Annotated in this window: 14 protein-coding genes; 10 read left to right on the top strand and 4 right to left on the bottom strand. The window is 49.4% G+C overall.

Annotated features, from left to right (window positions below):
• Window positions 1-61: 61 nt before the first annotated feature.
• From egtB to IE117_RS12760, 4 genes are all read left to right on the top strand, one after another.
• Window positions 62-1,261: an ergothioneine biosynthesis protein EgtB gene (egtB, locus tag IE117_RS12775; protein ID WP_189564803.1), complete on the top strand. Its 1,200-nt coding sequence runs from the start codon at window positions 62-64 to the stop codon at window positions 1,259-1,261.
• Window positions 1,262-1,362: 101 nt separating this feature from the next.
• Window positions 1,363-2,334, top strand: a complete 972-nt coding sequence (gene egtD / locus IE117_RS12770) for an L-histidine N(alpha)-methyltransferase (RefSeq protein WP_189564801.1) — start codon at window positions 1,363-1,365, stop codon at window positions 2,332-2,334.
• 51 nt (window positions 2,335-2,385) lie between these two features.
• Window positions 2,386-5,133 carry a PQQ-dependent sugar dehydrogenase gene (locus IE117_RS12765; RefSeq protein WP_229580822.1) on the top strand — a complete coding sequence of 916 codons (2,748 nt, stop codon included), beginning with the start codon at window positions 2,386-2,388 and terminating at the stop codon, window positions 5,131-5,133.
• A gap of 40 nt (window positions 5,134-5,173) precedes the next feature.
• Complete coding sequence (locus IE117_RS12760) at window positions 5,174-5,797, top strand: hypothetical protein (RefSeq protein WP_189564798.1); 624 nt, start codon at window positions 5,174-5,176, stop codon at window positions 5,795-5,797.
• Window positions 5,798-6,017: 220 nt separating this feature from the next.
• Here IE117_RS12760 and IE117_RS12755 read toward each other — a convergent pair whose 3' ends face one another.
• Window positions 6,018-6,923, bottom strand: a complete 906-nt coding sequence (locus IE117_RS12755; protein WP_229580820.1) for a helix-turn-helix domain-containing protein — start codon at window positions 6,921-6,923, stop codon at window positions 6,018-6,020.
• A gap of 23 nt (window positions 6,924-6,946) precedes the next feature.
• The gene (locus IE117_RS12750; RefSeq protein WP_189564797.1) at window positions 6,947-7,846 is read right to left on the bottom strand and encodes an NmrA family NAD(P)-binding protein; all 900 of its coding nucleotides are present in this window, start codon (window positions 7,844-7,846) and stop codon (window positions 6,947-6,949) included.
• Between the two features lie 601 nt (window positions 7,847-8,447).
• Between IE117_RS12750 and IE117_RS12745 the strand changes: the two genes are divergently transcribed.
• The 6 genes from IE117_RS12745 (at window position 8,448) to IE117_RS12720 (ending at window position 19,447) form a co-directional block, all read left to right on the top strand.
• On the top strand, window positions 8,448-10,886 hold the full coding sequence (locus tag IE117_RS12745) for a multicopper oxidase domain-containing protein (protein ID WP_189564796.1): 2,439 nt from the start codon (window positions 8,448-8,450) through the stop codon (window positions 10,884-10,886).
• A gap of 195 nt (window positions 10,887-11,081) precedes the next feature.
• Window positions 11,082-12,086, top strand: a complete 1,005-nt coding sequence (locus tag IE117_RS12740; RefSeq protein ID WP_189564795.1) for a glycosyltransferase family 2 protein — start codon at window positions 11,082-11,084, stop codon at window positions 12,084-12,086.
• Window positions 12,083-13,201 (top strand): glycosyltransferase, encoded by a 1,119-nt coding sequence (locus IE117_RS12735; protein ID WP_189564793.1) that lies wholly within the window; start codon window positions 12,083-12,085, stop codon window positions 13,199-13,201. Before IE117_RS12740 ends, IE117_RS12735 begins: the two co-directional genes overlap by 4 nt.
• Before the next feature lie 163 nt (window positions 13,202-13,364).
• Window positions 13,365-16,253, top strand: coding sequence for a putative Ig domain-containing protein (locus IE117_RS12730; protein ID WP_189564792.1), 2,889 nt, complete (start codon window positions 13,365-13,367; stop codon window positions 16,251-16,253).
• A gap of 154 nt (window positions 16,254-16,407) precedes the next feature.
• Window positions 16,408-18,219 carry an acyl-CoA dehydrogenase FadE gene (locus tag IE117_RS12725; RefSeq protein WP_189564791.1) on the top strand — a complete coding sequence of 604 codons (1,812 nt, stop codon included), beginning with the start codon at window positions 16,408-16,410 and terminating at the stop codon, window positions 18,217-18,219.
• Between the two features lie 205 nt (window positions 18,220-18,424).
• Window positions 18,425-19,447, top strand: coding sequence for a cobalamin-independent methionine synthase II family protein (locus IE117_RS12720; protein ID WP_189564790.1), 1,023 nt, complete (start codon window positions 18,425-18,427; stop codon window positions 19,445-19,447).
• 20 nt (window positions 19,448-19,467) lie between these two features.
• Here the strand turns inward: IE117_RS12720 and IE117_RS12715 are convergent, their stop codons facing one another.
• A complete protein-coding gene (locus IE117_RS12715; protein ID WP_189564789.1) occupies window positions 19,468-20,136 on the bottom strand; it encodes a DUF3431 domain-containing protein in 669 nt (222 codons plus the stop codon).
• Window positions 20,137-20,139: 3 nt separating this feature from the next.
• Complete coding sequence (locus IE117_RS12710) at window positions 20,140-20,997, bottom strand: prephenate dehydrogenase (RefSeq protein WP_189564788.1); 858 nt, start codon at window positions 20,995-20,997, stop codon at window positions 20,140-20,142.
• Window positions 20,998-21,030 lie beyond the last annotated feature (33 nt).

Raw genomic sequence — 21,030 nt, 5'->3', positions numbered from 1 at the left:
TTGCCTATGGCTGGCATGACTTTATTGTTCTGCCCCTTGAAAAAAACCTTTTCAAACCGCCATGCTCCCGGAAACCGAAACCCTCGAACACTCGTCCGACACCACCCAGCACCGCGACACTCCCGCCAGTTACGAAGTAGTGCGGCAGTACACCGAAGACCTCTGCGAGCCGCTTCAGCTGGAAGACTACATTCCCCAGCCCGTCGATTTTGTCAGCCCGCCGAAGTGGCATTTGGCGCACACCAGTTGGTTCTTCGAGGAGTTTATTTTGGTAAAATACCTTAAAAACTACCAGCGCTACCACTCTGATTTCAGCTACCTTTTCAATAGCTACTACAATCACATGGGCAGCCGTGTGATCCGTACTGACCGAGGCAATATCACCCGTCCGGGTGTGAAGGAAGTCTACAGATATCGCGCGCATGTCAATGAAGCCATGCGCCAGCTCATGGCTGAGAACCTTACTCCCGAATTGGAAGAACTCATCATTCTGGGGCTTAACCACGAGCAGCAGCATCAGGAACTGCTCATCACGGATCTTAAATATATTTTCGGCCACAATCCCATATTTCCGGTCTACAAAAAGGATTTTTCACTCACCGAGGTGAAGAATGAAGAATCAGGCTGGATCTCCGTACCGGAAGGGGTTTACGAAATAGGCTTTCAGGATGGAGATTTTCATTACGACAATGAACTGGGCCGTCATAAGGCATACTTGGAGGGATTTGAAATAAACAGGGCGCTTGTCACCAATGGCGAGTATCTGGAATTCATCCAGGATGGTGGCTACCAAAACTTCGACCTCTGGCTTGACGAAGGCTGGCAATGGGTCAATGCCGGGGCAGCACAAGCCCCGCTTTACTGGCACCAAATCGATGGCGTTTGGCATACTTACACGCTGGGCGGACTGCAGAAAGTCAACCCTGATTCGGTACTCTGTCACGTCAATTTCTTCGAAGCATCCGCCTTCGCGGCCTGGAAAGGAATGCGACTCCCAACAGAATTCGAGTGGGAAGCTGCCGCGCCACAATTGGCGTGGGGACAGCGCTGGGAGTGGACGCACAGCGCGTACCTCCCCTATCCTCGATTCAGCAAAGCGCCCGGTGCCATTGGAGAGTACAACGGAAAATTCATGATCAACCAGATGGTACTTCGCGGCGGCTCCACTGCCACCTCGCCCGGCCACAGCCGCATTACCTACCGTAATTTTTTTCACCCGCACCTGCAATGGCAGTGCATGGGGGTTAGGCTGGTACGCTGAGTTTTTTAGTGCAAAATGGCGAAGTCCAAAAGTGAAAGCTAAACACTTAACCAGTAGCAGTGGCCCCAATCAACTACCTAAACTCTAACCATACACTGACCTTGTCCACCACTTTCCCACCACCATCCATAAAAGAATCTCCGTTTGCCACAGATGTGCGCGAAGGCCTTTCGGCCGTCCCGAAAAGTTTGTCTTCCAAGTACTTTTACGATGATGCAGGTAGCCGGATATTTCAGCAAATCATGGAGCTGCCGGAATACTACCCAACCCGGGCCGAAATGGAGATCCTGACCCGACAGCCCGCCGATATAGCCGCCGCATTACCCTACCGCAAGCCGTTCAATATTATCGAACTCGGGGCCGGCGATGGTTTAAAAACGAAGGAATTGCTCAAGTACCTGGTCGGGCAGCAGGCTGATTTCACCTACATGCCCATCGATATTTCGGGCGAAGCCATGCAGCAATTGGAAGGCAAACTGGCGGAAACCCTGCCCGGCCTGAAAGTAAAGACGCTGGTGGGCGATTATTTTGAGGTACTTAACAACCTGGATTCAGACGGGCGACCAAATCTGTACTTGTTTCTGGGTGGAAATATCGGTAATTATGAAAAGGACGGGGCAATTAACCTGCTGCGCATGATTCGTAATGTTATGCAGGCGGATGGTCGCCTTTTGACAGGGTTCGATCTACGTAAAAATCCGAGGATAATCCAGGAAGCTTATGACGACGCCGCGGGTGTCACGCGGGCTTTCAACCTGAATCTGCTTACCCGCATGAATCGCGAGTTGGGGGCGGATTTCTTCTTGGACCAATTTGATTTTTATAGTTTCTACAATCCCCGCAACGGGGAGGTGCGAAGCATGTTGGTAAGTCTTTCGGAACAGGATGTCTATTTCAAATCCCTGAATCAATCAGTGCATTTTCAGAAAAACGAACTGATACATACCGAGCTTTCCAAAAAGTACACCCTGACGGAAATCGACGCGCTGGCGGCAGAAAGCGGCTTTGTCGTGGAGCGAAATTTCTTTGACAGCCAGCATTATTTTACCGACAGCTTGTGGCAGTGCGATTAAGTATGTGATTTGGGAATCCGTTTTTAGGGGAAAGTACGGCGCAAACAAGTCATGCAATTAGCCGTTTTACAAGAGATCGTAGTTTTGCTCGTTAAAATTATGGCTTTTGAAGTCGCTGTATATCCTGAATCTGATTCTCCCATGCCTTCTCTTTCTTTTTTCCGAATTCCAAAACTGTTTCTAACTACCTGCTGCCTGATGGTTTCCGGGCTTTCAGCACTCGCGCAATCACCCGCTGTACCTGAAGAAAACCGATTCACCAAAACCGTCCTCTCCAACGACCTGAACGAGCCGATGGAGCTGGCCGTGGCGCCCGATGGGCGGGTATTCTTCACTGAGCGGAAAGGTAATTTCTACGTGTATGACCCTGCGTCGCGGCAAACGAAGCTTATCCGCGAGTTTCCGGTATTCTGGGAAACCAAATACGGCAATGGACTGATCGGCCTGGCACTGGACCCTGATTTTGCCAAGAACCACTATATCTATTTTTATAATACCCCCATTTCCGACACACCCAAGCAACACGTGTCGCGCTTTATGCTGCGGGATGATAACACACTGGATGTAGCTTCGGAAAAAGTACTGCTTGAGATTCCGATCGACTATGAAATCAGCCGCCACACGGGTGGTTCGCTGGCTTTCGGGCCGGATGGCAACCTGTACATTTCGGTAGGCGACAACACGAGTCCATTCGCTTCCAAAGGCTTTACACCCATCGACGAACGACCCGGACGTGAGCAGTTCGATGACCAGCGGGCCGCTGGCAACGCCAACGATCTGCGCGGCGCGATTCTGCGCGTTCATCCGGAAGCTGATGGTACTATTTCGATTCCCGATGGGAATCTGTTTGCTAAAGGTACCGCCGGGACACGCCCGGAAATTTATGTCATGGGTTGCCGCAACCCTTACCGCATCACGGTGGACCCAAAGACGGGTATCCTGTATTGGGGTGAAATAGGTCCGGATAGCGGGAAGGAGGGTGAGGAAGGCCCGAAAGGCTACGACGAATTCAATCAGGCCAGGAAAGCGGGCAACTTTGGCTGGCCTTACTTCATCGGCGACAACAAGGCATATCATGATGTTGATTTTGCCACCGAGAAAGTGGGCCCAATCTTCGATCCCGCCCATCCGGTCAATGATTCGCCCAACAACACTGGAATAAAAAACCTGCCGCCCGCACAGAAGGCGCTGATCTGGTACCCTTACGACGAGTCGGCAGAGTTTCCCGAACTAGGAAAAGGTGGGCGCAGTGCGATCATCGGCCCTGTTTACAACTTTGATCCCAGCCTGAAATCGGAAACGAAATTTCCTCAATATTTTGACAAAAAGCTGTTTATCACCGAGTGGATGCGCAACTGGGTGTTTGCGGTGGACCTGGACGATAACCAGAACTACCGGGGCATGGCGCAGTTCATGCCCGCCACGGGTGACTTTCGGCGCCCCATCGACATGACGTTCGGTCCCGAAGGCTCACTCTACGCCCTTGAATACGGGTCGGTTTATGGCATCGACAATGCTGACGCCCGACTGGTGCGCATCGACTACAATGCCGGGAATCGTGCTCCGGTAGCGATTATTTCGGCCACAGACTCGCTCGGCACCGCTCCTATGAAAGTGACTTTCGGTACCAAAAAGAGCTATGACCTGGATAAAGATCCGGTGACATATCAGTGGAAATTTGGCAATAATACTGTGACTTCCAATGGAGGCACCGTCACATTTACTTTTGGTAAAAACGGCATTCATCCCGTCATCTTGAAAGCGACCGATCCGTCCGGAGCCAGCAGTTCCGACACGCTGCTGATTCGGGTGGGCAACACCCTGCCACAACTGGCTATCGAAACGCCGAATAATCGTTCATTCTATTTTGATAATGAACAGTTTGCGTATTCGGTAAAAGTAACCGATAAAGAAGATAAATCCATTGATCCGAAGCGCACCAATGTCAAATTCAAGTTCATTCCGCAACTCGCCAATCAGGCGGCACTGATCGGACACCAGGAAACGGCAGAGAATATGGATTTGGGCAAAGAGCTTTTGGAAAAAAGCGACTGCAAGGCTTGCCACCAGATCAATCAAAAGTCGGTCGGACCTGCGTTCACCGATGTTTCCAACAAGTACCGCACTGATCCGGGCGCATTGGCGCGCTTGGCCAATAAAGTCATCACGGGCGGTGGCGGTGTTTGGGGCGACATGGCCATGAACGCCCACCCACAGCTTTCCAAGGAGGAAGCCACCGAAATCGTGAAATACGTGCTGGCCATCGGCGAAGCACAAACTTCCTTGCCTCCCCAAGGCTCCAAGGTGTTGCAGGAACACACTCAGGAGAGCAAACCCGGCCTGTATCAGCTCACAGCTTCCTACACCGACGGCGGTGGCGGTGGCATCGATCCTTTGACTAATTATACATCGCTCTGGCTGCGTCCGGCGCAGGTGGAGGTTGAACAGCTGGACAGTTTGTATTTGTTGAAAAAAGAGCGGAGCGGATTGTCGAATCTAAAAAATGGCGCGGTCTTTGTGATGAAGGACATTGATCTGAAAAACATCAAGACTTTGACGTTCCGATATTCGGTACCAGACGATGGTTTGAAAGTAGAAGTTCGCAGCGGTTCCTCCACGGGTAAGGTACTGAGTGCTTTGAAGTTTTCTCCTGCCTCAGGTACCAATAAGTTCGCCGAGTCTACCGTTCCGGTAGAGACAACTACAATACGCCAGGACCTGTACTTTGTCTTTACCCGTAAGGAAGACAACGGCGATACGACCACCGGGACATTGGATTGGGTTAGATTCGGATTATAATTTTTATCTAATTTTTTACCGAAACGTTCCCTCACACATTATGCGTAAAATCTACTTCCCCTTGCTTATCCTATTGGGTATGAGTACCCATGCATTGGCTCAAGAATTCACCAGACCTTACCAGGACGAGCGCCTTGGCTACATGGAAATCGGGTTGGGCGTGGTGGCTTCGAAGGCAGGGGCCGCATACACCGTCAGTCCAGCCTTTTTAAAGGATACCCGGCTGGGATGGCAAGTGTTTTTTACCCCGCAGTTTATCGTATCTCCGCATATCAACGTAGGGCTGAAATTAGGCGGTGTCTTCCGGCCCAAATTCTTCGATGTGGAGTCCAACAGCCAGTTGCAGAGCAAGTTCACCCCTTTTGCGATGCCCATGGCCGACTTCTACTTCAGCGGCGGAGGCTCGGCCCGCTTCTTCATCGGCGTGGCTGCCGGAGCTACTTATATTGGCAAATTAGAGGCCCGCAATGCGTTGACAGACGACACCTACTACTTTCGTCGCCGCGACCGCGACATCTTCTTCACCGTTGCACCGCACTTTGGCGTTGTCTTTGGCGATCTGAAAATATCAGTCGAACACATGGTCACTATGCCTTTCAACCCCGACATCACCTCGCTCACCCTGAGCAATACCATTCCGATGGGCAAGCGGCGGTTCTTTTAATGGTATCGTAGTGATTGATGTATTGTCTGCTTTTTAGTAGTTGGAGCTAGCAGGAAATAGAGGTAGCGTTTTGGCGCTTGGCGAAGAAGTGGATTTTCATCACAAATATTGATGCGGAAAACGAATGTTTGTTCAAACAAAAATGTATCCGCGCCATAATGAACCGTCACTATTGCTAAACCCTTATAAGCGGTAGTGGTTTTTGTCTGCTCGTCATTTGTCAATTAAACGATTGCCTAAACTGCAATGGCGAAAGATTAGTTTTTGTCTTAAATAATTTGCTAAACGATTGTGAATGTTCAAAACCTAATTCGTAAGCAATTTCACTTACTGACAAATTGGTTACTGATAATTTTTCCTTTGCTTTCTCAATTAATTTTTCGTGTATATGTTGTTGGGTGCTTAGTCCTGTTAATACTTTTAGCAAACCACTCAAATAATTTGGCGATACATTTAATGATTGAGCAATATCGTGAACGGTTGGTAAACCCTTCTCTATTAAATTGGGATTATCGAAATGTTCTTTTAGTAACTTTTCCAAACGTGTTAATATTCTATGGTTAGTGATTTTTCTTGTAATGAATTGACGATGATAAAATCTATCAGCATAATTTAGTAGTAGCTCTAATTGAGCAATGATAACCGGTTGGCTAAATTTATCAATATTTGAATGATACTCTTGCTTGATATTTCTTAAAACTGACGTAATGATTATTTCCTCCTTTTCTGACAGATACAGGGCTTCATTTACTGAATAACTAAAATATTCGTATTGCTTTATTGTTTTTGTTAAGGAAGTATTCCAAAAAAAATCGGGGTGGATCAGTAGCAGCCACCCCGTATGTGTTAATTCTGAATTCGCTTGTATAGAAAATACCTGGCCTGGGGAAATAAAAAACATGGTTCCTTCATCAAAATCGTATTCCTGCTGTCCATAGTTCATTTTACAATTAATATGCTTCTTTAATGCAATAGCATAAAAATCCTGTATAATGCTTTCAGGTTCATCATCTCTGATTTGAGTAATGGATTCAAAATTTATAACGCTAACCAATGGGTGCTCAGGTTTAGGCAAACCCCTGAATTGATGGTATTCGCTAATTGTTTTGAATTTATAAGGTTTCATGTTTTCTATTTTTTTGAAAGGTATTATAACTTGTTATAAGCGGCCGCAAAATCATTGGCAAAGTCAGCTACCTTCACTTTGCCCATAACTGATGGCTTGTGTAAGTTGTAATCTTCATACAATAATCCACTATTTATTGAGGCGTACATTTCTGTTAAGCCCGCTGCGATTTCCCCTTTCATACCAGCTGAGATCAATCCGTCTTTCATTTGCTCATCAGTGATGGCTAACCATTTCAGCTCCGGGTTTCCACTTGCCTTACCTAAAACACTTACCAAGTCATTATACGTAATCTCCTCACTAGCTACATACCGTACTTTCCTCCCAACAAATGGCGATGCTATTTCTTCTGCAATAGCACTAGCAATGTCAATGGGTGACACCCAGGAATTCACCACTTCGCCGCCAATATTGGAAGCAATAAATCCATTATTTTTTGCAGAATCAACTTGTGGTAATAAATTATAATAAAACTCGGTTGGACGAATATGAGTGATGGAAATATCTTCGGGTAATTGGTTTAATAAATTCTCTACGTGATGAACACCAAGAAGAATTCCGTTCCCTTTATCCATATGACCGCCAATTGAGCTCAGATTGACGACTCTTTTTACTCCTGACTGTTTGATTGCTTGTACGTAGTTATTACCAAGTCTTTGATAGTAACCTAATAAATCAAGGCTATGGTCAAAGTAGTTGGCTGGTGGCACCATACAATATACCACGTCTGCATTTGCGAAAGATGAAGCAATAAAGTCAACATCTTCCAACGAACCTATTGCCGAAATAGCTCCAATTGCTTCAATAGTTTTCTGTTTTTCAGAATTACTGCTTATGACCGTAACTGAATAGCCTTCTTCTACTAACGCTAGCGTTAATGGTTTACCTATGTGTCCTAGAGAACCTGTAATTGTAATTTTCATTTTTCCTATCTTTTAATGTTGCGGGATTGCACTGCAAAAGTCCGCAAGAGTAGAAAAACGTTTGTAGTCAAATCTACTTTTGTTGTTGTCGAATGTAAGGTCGTGCTATTTTGGTCATTGTTTTGGGGTGTCGCTGTACCATTACCGCCAAATCTTGAATAGACGCAAGTTTTGTAGTACTTTTTATATATGTTTTAACTATTTAAATATTAGGCTGTATTATATATATAATTCTTAATCGCATAGTATATTCTGAAACACTACGATTTGCCCAATTTTTACCGCTTTTATGACAAACTAAAAAAATGGGTTATAAGCGTCGGGTAAGGCATGGCCCACCTCAAACTGACCTACAAAGCACCAAATAATAGGACTTAACCAGTAATGTGCTACTTTCTCAAAAGCTTGTGAAGTACTTGTAACAAAGCTACTGTTCTGCCTTTCTCAACCTACTTCTGTTGTCCTTAGCCCCTACTCCCACAAAATCTTGCAACGCGAGTCGGCAATTGTGTAAATTTTATTGATACGAGAGGTGGTACTTTTGAGATTAGCGCAATTTTAATCGCTAGTCGAATTTCAAAAGTCGGCTTACTGTATCCACATGAAACACCAATCTTCTTACTTTTTTATCCTGACTGCCTGGCTCGCGGGGACTTTCTTCTTACCCGCTTCCGCGCAAAATACCGACAACCTCCCCGTTCAAGAGTACAAGCTGAAGATCAGCAAAGAGACCGTAAATCACGCCGGAAAGAAAGTGACGGGAATGACCGTTAACGGTGGCATTCCGGGTCCGACGCTGCGCTTCACCGAAGGTGAGTACGCGGTGATTTATGTCACGAACACGATGGATGTCGAGACATCGATCCACTGGCACGGCATCCTGCTGCCCAATTTTCAGGACGGTGTCCCCTACCTCACCACGCCGCCCATCAAGCCGGGTACGACTTTGAAATACGAGTTTCCGCTCAAACAGTCAGGCACTTATTGGTACCATTCCCATACCATGTTACAGGAACAGAGCGGTGTTTATGGCTCCATCGTCATCGAGCCGAAGCAAAAGACGCTGGACTATGATAAGGATTTGGTCTTGGTACTATCGGACTGGACCAATCAGAAACCAAAAAACGTGCTGCGTAATCTCAAGCGCAAAAACGAGTGGTACAACATCAGGAAAAATACCGCCATGCCTCTTAACCGCGTGATCGCGCGCGGCGCGTTGGGTGCGCAATTCAAGTTTTGGAAACAGCGCATGGAGAGCGTGGACATCGCCGATGTGTACTACCCGGCCTTCCTGAGTAATGGTCAGTCCGTGCAGGACTACCCGGAATTCAACCCCGGCGACAAGGTGCGGGTCAGGATGATCAACGCGGCGGCATCCTCTCAGTTTTGGCTCACATTCGGCGGCGAAGACCCGTTGCTGGTGTCCGCCGACGGGCTTGATGTAGTTCCCGTCAGGCACAACAAAACGTTCATCGCCATTGCCGAAACCTACGACTTTATCGTGACTATCCCCACCAGCGGGAAGGTGGAAATCCGAGCGATGGCGCAGGATGGCTCCGGGCATTCTTCCACGTATCTGGGCCAGGGTGAGGTCATTTCCGCTCCGGTACTTCCCAGGCCCAACCAATATTCCATGATGAAGCAAATGGGTGCCATGAATATGCGCATGGGTGCTCCCGCCACGAAAATAAACCCCTCAACCGAAGAGCCGGAAAAATTAATGGCGAACTGGGGCATGAAGATGGATGGGGACATGAAAGGGATGAATCATGCGAGTATGGATCATTCCAAAATGAACCATAAAAAGCAGGAAGAGCCAGAAAAAAGTATGTCTGGCACGGATCATTCAAAAATGGATCACACCAAAATGAATCATATCCAGACAGAGAAAGACAGCACGATGATGGATCACTCAAACCATCAAACGACTGAAAAGATGGCTGGAATGGGTGATATGATGAATAAAGACAAGCCGCAAGACATGAATATGCCGGGCATGGACATGTTTGCCGAGTACAACTATGATTATCTGAAATCACCCGCGAAAACTACCATCCCGACTGGTCCCAACGGGGAGCGAACCGTTCGCCGCATTCTGTTGAATCTTACGGGTAACATGTGGCGGTACATCTGGAGCATGAATGGCGTGCCACTCTCCGAAGCCGACAAGATCAAAATCAAGAAAGGCGAAGTGGTGCGCATCACGCTCAACAACCTCACGATGATGCACCACCCGATGCACCTGCACGGTCATTTTTTCCGGGTATTGAACAAGAACGGTGAGTACTCGCCGCTGAAACACACCGTAAACGTGGCCCCGATGGAAAAGGTAACCATTGAGTTCGATGCCAAAGAGTACGGTGACTGGTTTTTTCATTGTCACGTGTTGTACCATATGATGAGCGGCATGGCCCGGGTGTACAGTTACGACACGCTCCGTGACCCGCGCATGGCAAACTACCCCCTCAAAAAACTGCTCAACGAGGGTAATCACTTTTACAGTTGGGGCACGGCGGACGTGGCTTCCCACATGACGCATCTCAATCTGGTTGCCTCCAATATCCGCAACCAGTTCAACCTCCGGGCTGAGTATGGCTGGAATAAACGGATGGAGGCCGAAGTATCCTACGAGCGTTACATCTACGACTATTTTCGCGTCTTCGGCGGCGTAAACGTGGAAAATGAGCGCGAAGATGATCCCGGCGAATTGACGACCACCGCCATTGCCGGCCTCCGTTTTCTGACGCCCTATCTTTTCAATCTTGATTTACGCATGGATAGCAAGCTGCGACCGCAGGTGAGCCTGAGTCGCGAAATCATGATTTTCCCACGTACCATGCTCCACGGCGCATATGAGTATCAGGCCGATTTTGGCTGGACCAAACGCCCGGACCGCGAGGGGGTACTTGACAACGGAGCTTACCGCCAGGAGGTCACCTGGTCGGTGGGGCTGGAATATTTCCTGTCGCGAAATATCTCGCTGATGGGTGGCTACGAGAACCGTTTCGGAGCGGGAGCGGGTCTTTCATTGCGTTTCTGAAAATCGAAGCACAGGAAGGGTGAAATGCCAAAATGAAAGACATAGTCGATCGTTTGGAGAAATAGCTGTTTCGACCAGTGCCTCGGGTAGTTTTTTTACTCGAAATCCACCGTTTGATAAGAACTCCGGGAAAGCCAGCGCGGCATCCCCGGAGTTTTTTTTACTTTTGCCGCTGCTATTGCCCTCCCACACTACATGGATGTTTCCGTTATTTTCGTCAATTACCGCACTCCGCATCTAATTCTGGATTGCTTAGCGACTATATATCAATACACTCGCCAGGCTACGTTTGAAATCATTGTCGTAGACAACGACCCCGAACGAGGCGGAAAAACGCAGGTGCTGGCTCAATATCCTGAGGTGAAGTGGATCGACCTGCCCTACAACGCCGGCTTTGGCCGCGCCAACAACGCGGGCATGAAAGCAGCGCAAGGAAGGTACTTTCTACTTCTCAATTCTGACACGCTTTTGACCGATGATGTCATTAGCCGGGGCATTCGACGCATGGACAATCGCCCTGATATTGCGGCTTCTGGTGCTTTGCAGCTTTACGCCGACGGCACTCCCATGCCTTTCTATAAAAGCTTCAACGAGTTCAGGAAAACCTTCTTTATCGTTCCGCCTTCGAGGTACCTGCAAAATGCGCTTGACAAGGCATTTCCCGAACCACAATATGAAGACCCAGATCAGTATGACTGGTTGGTAGGCGCCTACATTCTTGTGCGGCGGGAAGCGGTGGACCAGGCGGGAGGCTTCGATGAGGATTTCTTCATGTACGGCGAAGACGTGGAATGGTCCGGGCGTTTGGCGAAGGTCGGAAAGCTTTGTTATTTTAAAGACTGTGCTTTTATCCACCTCGAAAACAACAACCCCTTCCGGCGTACCCATATTTCCTGGATCAATCGGTTCAGTACGCAGATGCAGGTATCCAACCTGCTTTGGGTCAGGAAACAATACGGGGCGGGAGCGTACTTATTTTCGATCGCTTCCAACCTTTTGATGGTGCCAGTCATCCTCATCTGGAAGATGGCGGTCAATGTGCGCAAGCACGGTGACCCATTCGCCGAATTGCGCACCCAACGTATTTTCATTAAAAAGACCGGTGTGTTGTTGAATTATTTTTTCAGAACTCTATTCAACAAAAAACATCTTTACAAAATAAAGGAATCGGAAAACATAGATTTACAGATCATCCCTTGAACAAACGCACCAAAATTCTTTTTTTTACGCCTTACGCCTCGCGGACTGGCTCCGAAATGATGTTGCTGTATATGCTTCGTCACCTTGATCGTAATAAGTACGAGGCCGGATTGGTCAGCTTCGCCAACGGCGAACTCCTTAAAGAGGTACCTAGCGACATCCCGGTATTTATTGGGCCGGGCCAATATACCCTGGCCCAGAAGGTATCGTTTCACATGGGTTTTCATCCTATGGAGCGGTTTCTGGATAAATTATCACGCGAATTTAAAGCCGACATATGGTACGTCAACACGATTATGCTGGGAGAGGTGGTGCAGGCAGCTCACAAGATGTCGCTGCCCATTATCAGCCATATCCAAGAGCTTTCTCATATGTTCAGCTTTGTGGGTCGGCAGGATTATGGAAGTATTATCGAATATTCTCACCTGCTGATCGGCTGTTCCGAAGCTGTTTGCGACAGCCTGCGCGCTTCTGGAGGCTCTAAGGTAGAGAAAGTTTTTTCCTTTGTGGATTTGAACGCAATCGAGTCCTCGCCTAAGCGGGCAGAAGCGCTGCGTCACGAGTGGGGAGTAAAACCGGGGGACTTTGTCTGGATTATGTCCGGCACCACCTCTGAACGAAAAGGCTTTGATTTGCTCCCCGACCTGGCGGCAGCCATCGACGACCCGACTGTCCATTTGGTGTGGGTTGGGAAAATCTCGGACGACGGAATGGTTTATTTGACCGAAAAACGATGCGAGCAAAGCAAAGCCACCAGAATACACTTGCTAGGTGCCAAGAAGGAAGACTACTACGATCATATTGCAGCCGCTGACAGTTTTATGCTTACCTCTCGCCAGGAGCCACTGGGTATGGTAATGGCGGAGGCTGCCTGGCTTGGCAAACCCATTGTGGCCTTCGATTCGGGCGGCCCTTCTGAATTTATCATCCCAAACATTGGTTCCGTAGTTCCTAATCTCAACATAGAATTATTTGCTCGCACTATGCAGCACTGGCGGCAGCACATCACCGACTTCGATGCTCCTCTCGCCCGAGAACGTGCCATTCTTTTCGGTGCCGAATGCGGTATGGTTGAATGGGAGCGAATCATGGAAGACTTCTGCAAACATTTGTGAGCTCTAACAGTTTCACTTACCTTTAATCGGCCAATCTGAAAACCTGATTTCAATTTTTCACTGATTCTTTTCAGAAAGTAAGATTCGGTTCGTTGTAAAGGCACGAAGAACACCGTGCCTGGGTGAAACAGTGTGGAACAACTCTTCTTTTAAGATATCGGAAATGGTTTATCATAAGTTGATCAGAGGAAGCTTTCGGCTTTCTTTTTGGATGGGTGTTTGCCTGGCCGGGCTCCTACTCCCAAGCAACCTTTCGGCCCAAGCTCCGCTGGCTCCTGGCAACACCCAACGCTATTTTTCCCTGATGTTGCTGAACCTCTCGCAGGAAAAAGATTTCGAGCTGCCGGTCATTCAACAGGCGGCAGATGCCGGAGTAAATTCGCTGCTACTCACCATTCACTGGGATAAAGTGTATAAGGACTCTCCCACTGGACCGGGCGATTGGTCCCGGTACGACGACGAAGTGAAACTCGCGACGCAACTCGGTTTAAAAGTGGCATTTCGGATATTTGTAGGCCGTAATCGGAATCGAATAAATGGTTTCTGGACTGAGGCCGAAAGCATGAAGGACTATAAGCAATACCCGGTGCGGGAGGTATATGATGCTACCTCGTTCAGCTACCTGCATCAGCCTTCGGTTGACTTGGCCGCTGACTTCGTCCGGCAGGTCACAGAGCGTTACAAGTACCTGCAAAAAGACAATAACCTTATATTCATGTCGGTTGCTGCCACGCCTACCCAGGAGGCCGGTTACCACATGTACAGCATCCCTCCCAAAGGCGAGAACCCCGACGCCTATCTTACAATCTTCGACTATTCTGATCTCTATAAAAATGGATTTCGGACATGGTTGAAAGAGAAATACAGAAAAATCATTCGTCTCAACCTGCTATGGGGTGCTGAGTACAAATCCTTCGACGAAGTCGTGCCTCCCGTTACGCCTTGGGATCCTAATGAATCCTTTTTTGGTCGCCGGGGCAAAGATTGGTATATCTTTCGCCACCTGGCACTCAAACAATTCAACGACCGCATGGTCGAGACCGTTAAGGGAGTAGACAGATCGATTTCCTACATCACCGAGTTTGGAGCCGTGAGTGACCGGGTCAGCGGGGTACGAGGTACTCTGGCTTTCCCTGATCTGGGCGAAAAAACAGACGGGGTAAAAATTCACGATGATGCGCGCTATGATCACCGCTGGATGATGGACATTATACGAAGCAATTCACGGCCAGACCAGTGGGTGATGAATGAGGTTTTCTATGCCGATTATTTACCAAGTAGTGAGTTTTACGAGCAAATCGACGAATGTTTCGAGAGTGGGGCCAAAATGGTCGTTTTTGTTCTATCTACACCTGGACACGTGGCGGCAAACAGGGAGGTGATCCGAAATTCGGCGGCTAAGTGGATCCCCAGGCCTATGACACCCATCGTAACCGCCGATACCGTATCCTACCGCTTATCGCGGGCGATGGACAAAAACGTGGATGATCTGGCGTATGAAGCCTGGAAACAAAAAGCCAGAGGCGGAGGGCCGCCTCGTCCGGTCAGTGTAATCCTCATCGAAGATCTTTTGCAGCCTGAGTACTGGAAGGCCGCCGAAAATGCCGCACCCTACCTGCTGAACCCCGTGCCGATGCAGATCATTGCTGTATCACGCGACTTCACCTACAAACTTCCTTCGGATACTTTTGCCGATCGGGACGGAACGGTCGTCAGGATGGAGGTTTCGGGACTTCCAGCCTGGCTGCGCTACGAAAACGGGCAACTTGTCGGAAAGCCTTCTGCTTTGGGGGATACGAGGCTTTTGGTACGGGGCATCGACGATGAAGGAGGCGCCACCAACGCCTACTTTACCATCCGGGTGGATACGCGTGAGAATGCCAACAAACCCCCTACTGTCAAGAAAAGTCTGACGACCGTTACCGCTGCGGTCAACAAACCCTTTGATTTTACGCTGCCCAAAGATCTTTTTGCCGATGCCGATGGTACTGTGACCCTCGTCGAAGTGGGAACACTCCCAGCCTGGCTCACTTTTAAGGACGGACAGTTCAAAGGTTTGCCACCCAGGGCCGAAGAATACCGCATCGCCCTGAAAGCCTATGACGACCTGAATGCCTTCGTAGAAACCTTCTTTACCATCCAGGTAGTTGAGCCGCAGTTCCTGAACAATCCTCCCTACGTGCAGAAAACGTTGCCCGTAAAGTTCACAAAGGTCAATGAGCCATTCCGCTACACGCTGCCCGCCGATATTTTCGGTGATAGCGATGGGTATATTTCGCTTGTCACCGTGCAAACCCTACCCACCTGGCTCAATTTTTCGCTGAATGAGTTTTCGGGAACACCCACTGAACAGGGAGAATACCGAATTCTGGTGCGGGCTTATGACAACAACGGCGGCTTCGTGGAAACCCCGCTTTTGCTGCGGGTCGAGATACCCGAAATCACGTTCGACCTGATGCGCTCGGGTGGAATAATCGATCGGCAGCGGATCCTGACCATCAAGGAAGGCGATGAATTCAGATCGGGTTCTCTCCCGTCCATGCTGAACGTGTATGCCTACGGGAACTTTGAGTTCGACCGGCTTGATTTCAACCTGACCGGCCCCTACCGGTACAGCAGCCGGACTTTCCGCTTTCCCCACGCTCTCTTTGCAGAAGATGGTGGTTTCGTTCCCTACGTTGGTGCTTACACACTTACAGCCTCAGCCTACAGGAAAGACTCGCTAGTGCTTGTTGACAAGGTTCGCTTCAATATTGCCCCCGGCGATTCCAGCCAAACCAGTCGGTCTCTTGACGAATGGGCGGGGTACCCCAACCCGTTTGAAGACGTTTTCAATATTCAACTACCCGAAAATCAGCCTGCCTCCCCCTACTCGTTTTCCCTGATCAGTGCCAGTGGACAGCAGCAGCCCATACCGGCCAAATGGATCAGCCTGTACGGTACTATTGCCCAGATCGACCTTGGTAGTCTCACTATCTCGCCCGGTATCTACTTTGTTCGCGTAGAATCCGATGGAGCGGAACTGCGCCTTTTCAAGGTATTGAAGAAGTAGGCCCGATTTTTTACACTGAAAAGCTCAAAATTATTGATTCAGCGAAACAGTATGCTTGCATACTGTTTCGCTGAATGTTATATTTGCAATAGACAAAGTAGTATGCATGCATACTAATGGTTTGATTATTCAATAAACCCCAAAAACATAAATCATGGCAGTAGTTGAAGAGCAATCCTCCATCAAGGGAGGCGAATTTTTGATAAGGGAAACGGAGGCTTCGCAGATATTCATCCCCGAAGAATTCACGGAAGAACAGCAGATGATCGCTGAAACCTGCCGCGATTTTCTCCGCACCGAAGTGCATCCGAGACTTGACGAAATCGATGCCGCCAAGTCGCCCGAACTTATGGCGTCGCTCATGGATAAGGCTGGCGAACTTGGCCTGCTCGGAACCGCAGTGCCCGAAGAATTCGGCGGTTTCGGTATGAATTTCAATACCTCCATGCTGGTAGCCGAAAGCTTGGGAACGGGTCACTCGTTCTCGGTGGCACAGTCGGCGCACACAGGGATTGGCACGCTGCCCATCGTATACTATGGTGATGAAGAACAGAAGGCCAAATTCCTGCCTAAGCTTGCCACGGGCGAGTGGAAAGCGGCTTACTGCCTGACGGAACCTGACTCAGGCTCCGATGCCAACTCCGCCAAGACGAAAGCAATCTTAACCGAAGACGGCAAGCACTACGTTCTGAACGGCCAGAAAATGTGGATCACCAATGGCGGCTTTGCAGACTTGTTCATTGTTTTTGCCAAAATCGAGGAGAATGGCGAAACGGACAAAAATCTCTCGGCTTTCCTTGTGGAAAAAACGTTTGGAGGCATCACGATGAACGAGCCGGAAAAGAAACTGGGCATCAAGGGTTCCGATACCCGTCAGGTGTTTTTTAACGATTGCCAGGTACCGGTCGAAAATTTGCTTTCCAGCCGGGGTAATGGCTTCAAGATTGCTGTGAACATCCTGAACATCGGCCGCATAAAGCTCGGTGTGGCCGTGCTGGGTGGCGCAAAAGGATCGCTTGACCAGGCAGTGCAGTACGCCAATGAGCGTAAGCAATTCGGCATTTCGATTGGTCGCTTCGGGGCCATCAAACACAAGCTGGGCGAAATGGCGACCCGGATTTACGCTTCGGAAACGGCCTGTTACCGCGCTGGTCAGAATATCGATGACGCTATTGCCGATTTGCAGGCAGGCGGCATGAGCGAAGCCGATGCCAAGCTGAAAGGCGTGGAGCAATTTGCCATCGAGTGCGCCATCACCAAAGTCCATGGCTCGGAAGTACTGGACTATGTTGTGGATGAGGGTGTGCAGATTTACGGCGGTATGGGCTATTCCGCCGATGCTCCCATGGAACGTGCCTATCGCGATTCGCGTATCAACCGCATCTTTGAAGGTACCAATGAAATCAACCGTTTGCTGATCGTGGACATGCTCCTGAAACGGGCCATGAAGGGCCAGCTCGACCTGATGGGCCCCGCCCAGGCGGTAAGCAAGGAGATCATGTCTATTCCTGATTTTGGAGCAGACGAAAGTGAAGCGCTGTTTTCCAAGGAAAAGAAAGTACTGCAAAACCTGAAAAAAGCGGCCCTGATGATCGCCGGAGCTGCCGTGCAGAAATTCATGATGAAGCTTTCGCACGAGCAGGAAATTCTGATGGACGTGGCCGATATGATTATCGAAATTTACGTTGCCGAGTCGGCCCTGCTGCGGGTAGAAAAACTCATGGATACCAAAGGTGAGGATGCGGTCGCGCTACAAAGGGACATGGCGCTCGTGTATCTGCACGATGCAGTGGACAAAATCAACTCGGCGGGCCGTTCGGCCATTACTTCTTTTGCGGAAGGAGACGAACTGCGCGTAATGTTGATGGGTCTGAAGCGCTTCACTAAGATTGACCCAATCAACCTCAAAGACGCCCGCCGTCGCATCGCCGATGCCATGCTGGCTGAAAACAAGTATATTTTTTAAAGATTAAATACGACTACTAAGTAGGAAAGCCGCTTCTGTTTCGGAGGCGGCTTTTTTGTGTATCGTAACATTCAGGCGGTTCTAGTACTAGGGAATTCATATAGGGCATCTGATCCCAAAAACCACTATTTTGCGTATCCGAGGAAAAATCGTAGTTGAAACACTTCACTTTCAACTTTCCACTATCAACTTTCCACTAATTCAGATGCAGCCTGTCCCCATCAAAACCACCGTCGTCGGTTCCCTACCCTTCCCCGGCTGGCTCGAATTCGCCAGCATGAATCTCGACAAACTCGGCCCCGCCGACCTAAGCGAAATGATCGACGACGCCGTCATCGCTGCCATCTACGACCAGGTAACTGCCGGGCTCGATGTCATCACCGACGGTGAACAAACCCGCCTTGATTTCAATCTCTCTTTCTACGGATTTATCAAGGGCATCGAGAACGACGCTTCCGAAACCCGCAAGTACGGCCCGCCCGCCCACGACCAGCGGGGTAAAAACAGCATTGTTGCCCCACTGACAGCGCCCGAAGGTCTGGGGGTGGTGGAAGAGTATAAGCGTTTGAAGCGATTGGCTCCGATAGGGCAAGGTCTGAAAATGTCCATCCCCGGCCCATACACCCTGGCTGGGCGACTCAATCCGGGTAGTTTCTACAAAGATCGCTGGGAAATTACCGAGGCTATTCTGCCACTCGTCAAAAAGGAAATTGCCGACCTTGTCGCCTTGGGTTGTCCCGAAATTTGTGTAGATGAACCCTCGATGAGTTGCTACGCTTACCGCGAGGACACCAAACGCTTCGTTGACATTTTTAACCGCACCGTCGCGCCCGGCGTGGGCAAAACGCGCCTTTCGATGCACCTGTGCTTTGGCAATTATAAGGGTCGTTCAGTCGGTAAGAAGACCATCGCACCCATGCTGCCCGATTTCATGGACATGAACGTGGACGAACTACACTCCGAAATGACGATTCTGAACTTCGCCGAAGTGAATCTGCTGGAACGCTTCGCCGAAAAGTTCGACGTGGCCGTGGGTGTTATCGACGTGAAAAGCTACTACATCGAAACCGCCGAGGATGTCGCTGAGCGCATTCGTAAGATTTTACCCTACGTCCCAGCCGAAAAACTGGCCGTCGCTCCCGACTGCGGTTTAAGCCAAACCGCCCGCTGGGCTACGAAGCTCAAACTGAAAGCGATGTGTGATGGAGCGAAGCTGATGCGGGAGTAACGACGCGATTTCTTCTGTTTCTAAACAGTTTTTTTAATTTGCTTTAAGTACACCGTTTTTCGCCCCGCCAGCCAGTCGCGGTCTATTCCTTCCACGCCGAATATCCGATCCCACATCCGCTCGTAACAATGGGCAGCATTGGGGTAGTTTGCGGCTAGTTCAAGAGCGCGTTCATAGAAAGCAAGCGGCTGGCGTTGAACCAATTCGCGGGCAACTACGAACTGCGCTCCCAACACAAACGGAAAATCCTCCGGCCCGGAAGTACCGAACAAATTCTGATGAAAGCCCGCCAAATCCAACTCTTCGCCCGTGGCGTTCTTCGACCATTCCCGGAAAAGTTGCCCGTCTTGCGTGTCTGTGTCAATGATGTGGCCCAGCCATTGGAAAGGTACTTCGGGTAGTTTACCCGCCGCAAAGGCCCGCAGGCTGTGGTGAAAATCGAAGGCGTGGTCAAAAGGTTTTCCCTGACAGAAAACGGCAAAATCAGCCAGCGAGTCGTAGTGGGTAACGAGGTGATGCAGATAGGTATGCGCCTCGCGCCCTACATTGGGTAGCGCAGTACAAGGAGTGGAGTGTAAAGTACCGGCTTTGGAGTAAATTACCTTTCTAATGCCAGGCGGCACCTTCCGCAACCAGTTGAGATTTTCGTGGTAGTGTGCTACAACAAGTTCAAGCGAGTAATCCTGCATTTTCTACTTCTTCTCGATCCCCCCCAAAATTCGCCCGATGTCGTTGGCCTTGGCCATAAACTCGCGGCTTTGGGCCAAATCCTGCGTGTCGATGGCATCTTTAAAACGGTTCAGCAGGTCGATATAGTCGCCCAAAGCTTTGGAAACATTTTCTTTGTTTTGGTCAAAAATGGGCGCCCACATCGCGGGCGAGCTTTTGGCCAGCCTTACGGTGGATGAGAAACCCGTACTTGCCATGTCGAAAATCGCCTTTTCGTCTTTTTCCTTGACAAGTACCGTCAGTCCCAGCGCAAACGAGCTGATATGACTCAGGTGCGAGACATAAGCCAGATGGAGATCGTGTTCAGCGGGCGTCATGTAATGAATTTTCATGCCGACATCGCGCAGAAAGGCTTCAACCAAAGCCAGTGAATCAGGGTGGCTTTTCCGGCGATCGCAGATTATGACGTTTTTACCGGGTAGCAGTTCAAAAAAGGCCGCTCCGGGGCCGGAGTTCTCGGTACCAGCCATCGGGTGCACCGCCACAAATTGCCCGCGTTTGGGATGCGCATCGGCGGCCTGGCAGATCGTCTCCTTTGTTGAACCGAAATCCATCACCGTGCGTCCGGCAGGAATCTGGTCGAGAATTTGGGGCAAAAGGGTGCAAATACTATCCACCGGAGTAGCCAGCACATTGAGTTCGGCTCGCTGTAAAGCTTCCTCCAATGGCAGAATTTCGTCCACCAACCCTTTGGCCAGCGCAATTTTCTGGTTGACTACCGACTGGTCTACCCCTACCAGGTGCAGGTTTGGGTACTTTTCCCGCAAAGCCAGCGCAAACGATCCACCCAATAAGCCGACTCCTATAATGCTGATAACCATTGTTGATTTGTGTATTTGTTGAGGGGGTTACAG

The organism is Persicitalea jodogahamensis, assembly GCF_014651615.1.
Classification (GTDB): domain Bacteria; phylum Bacteroidota; class Bacteroidia; order Cytophagales; family Spirosomataceae; genus Persicitalea; species Persicitalea jodogahamensis.
The sequence above is the reverse complement of the archived record's forward strand: the minus strand, read 5'-3'. Positions and strand labels throughout refer to the sequence as shown.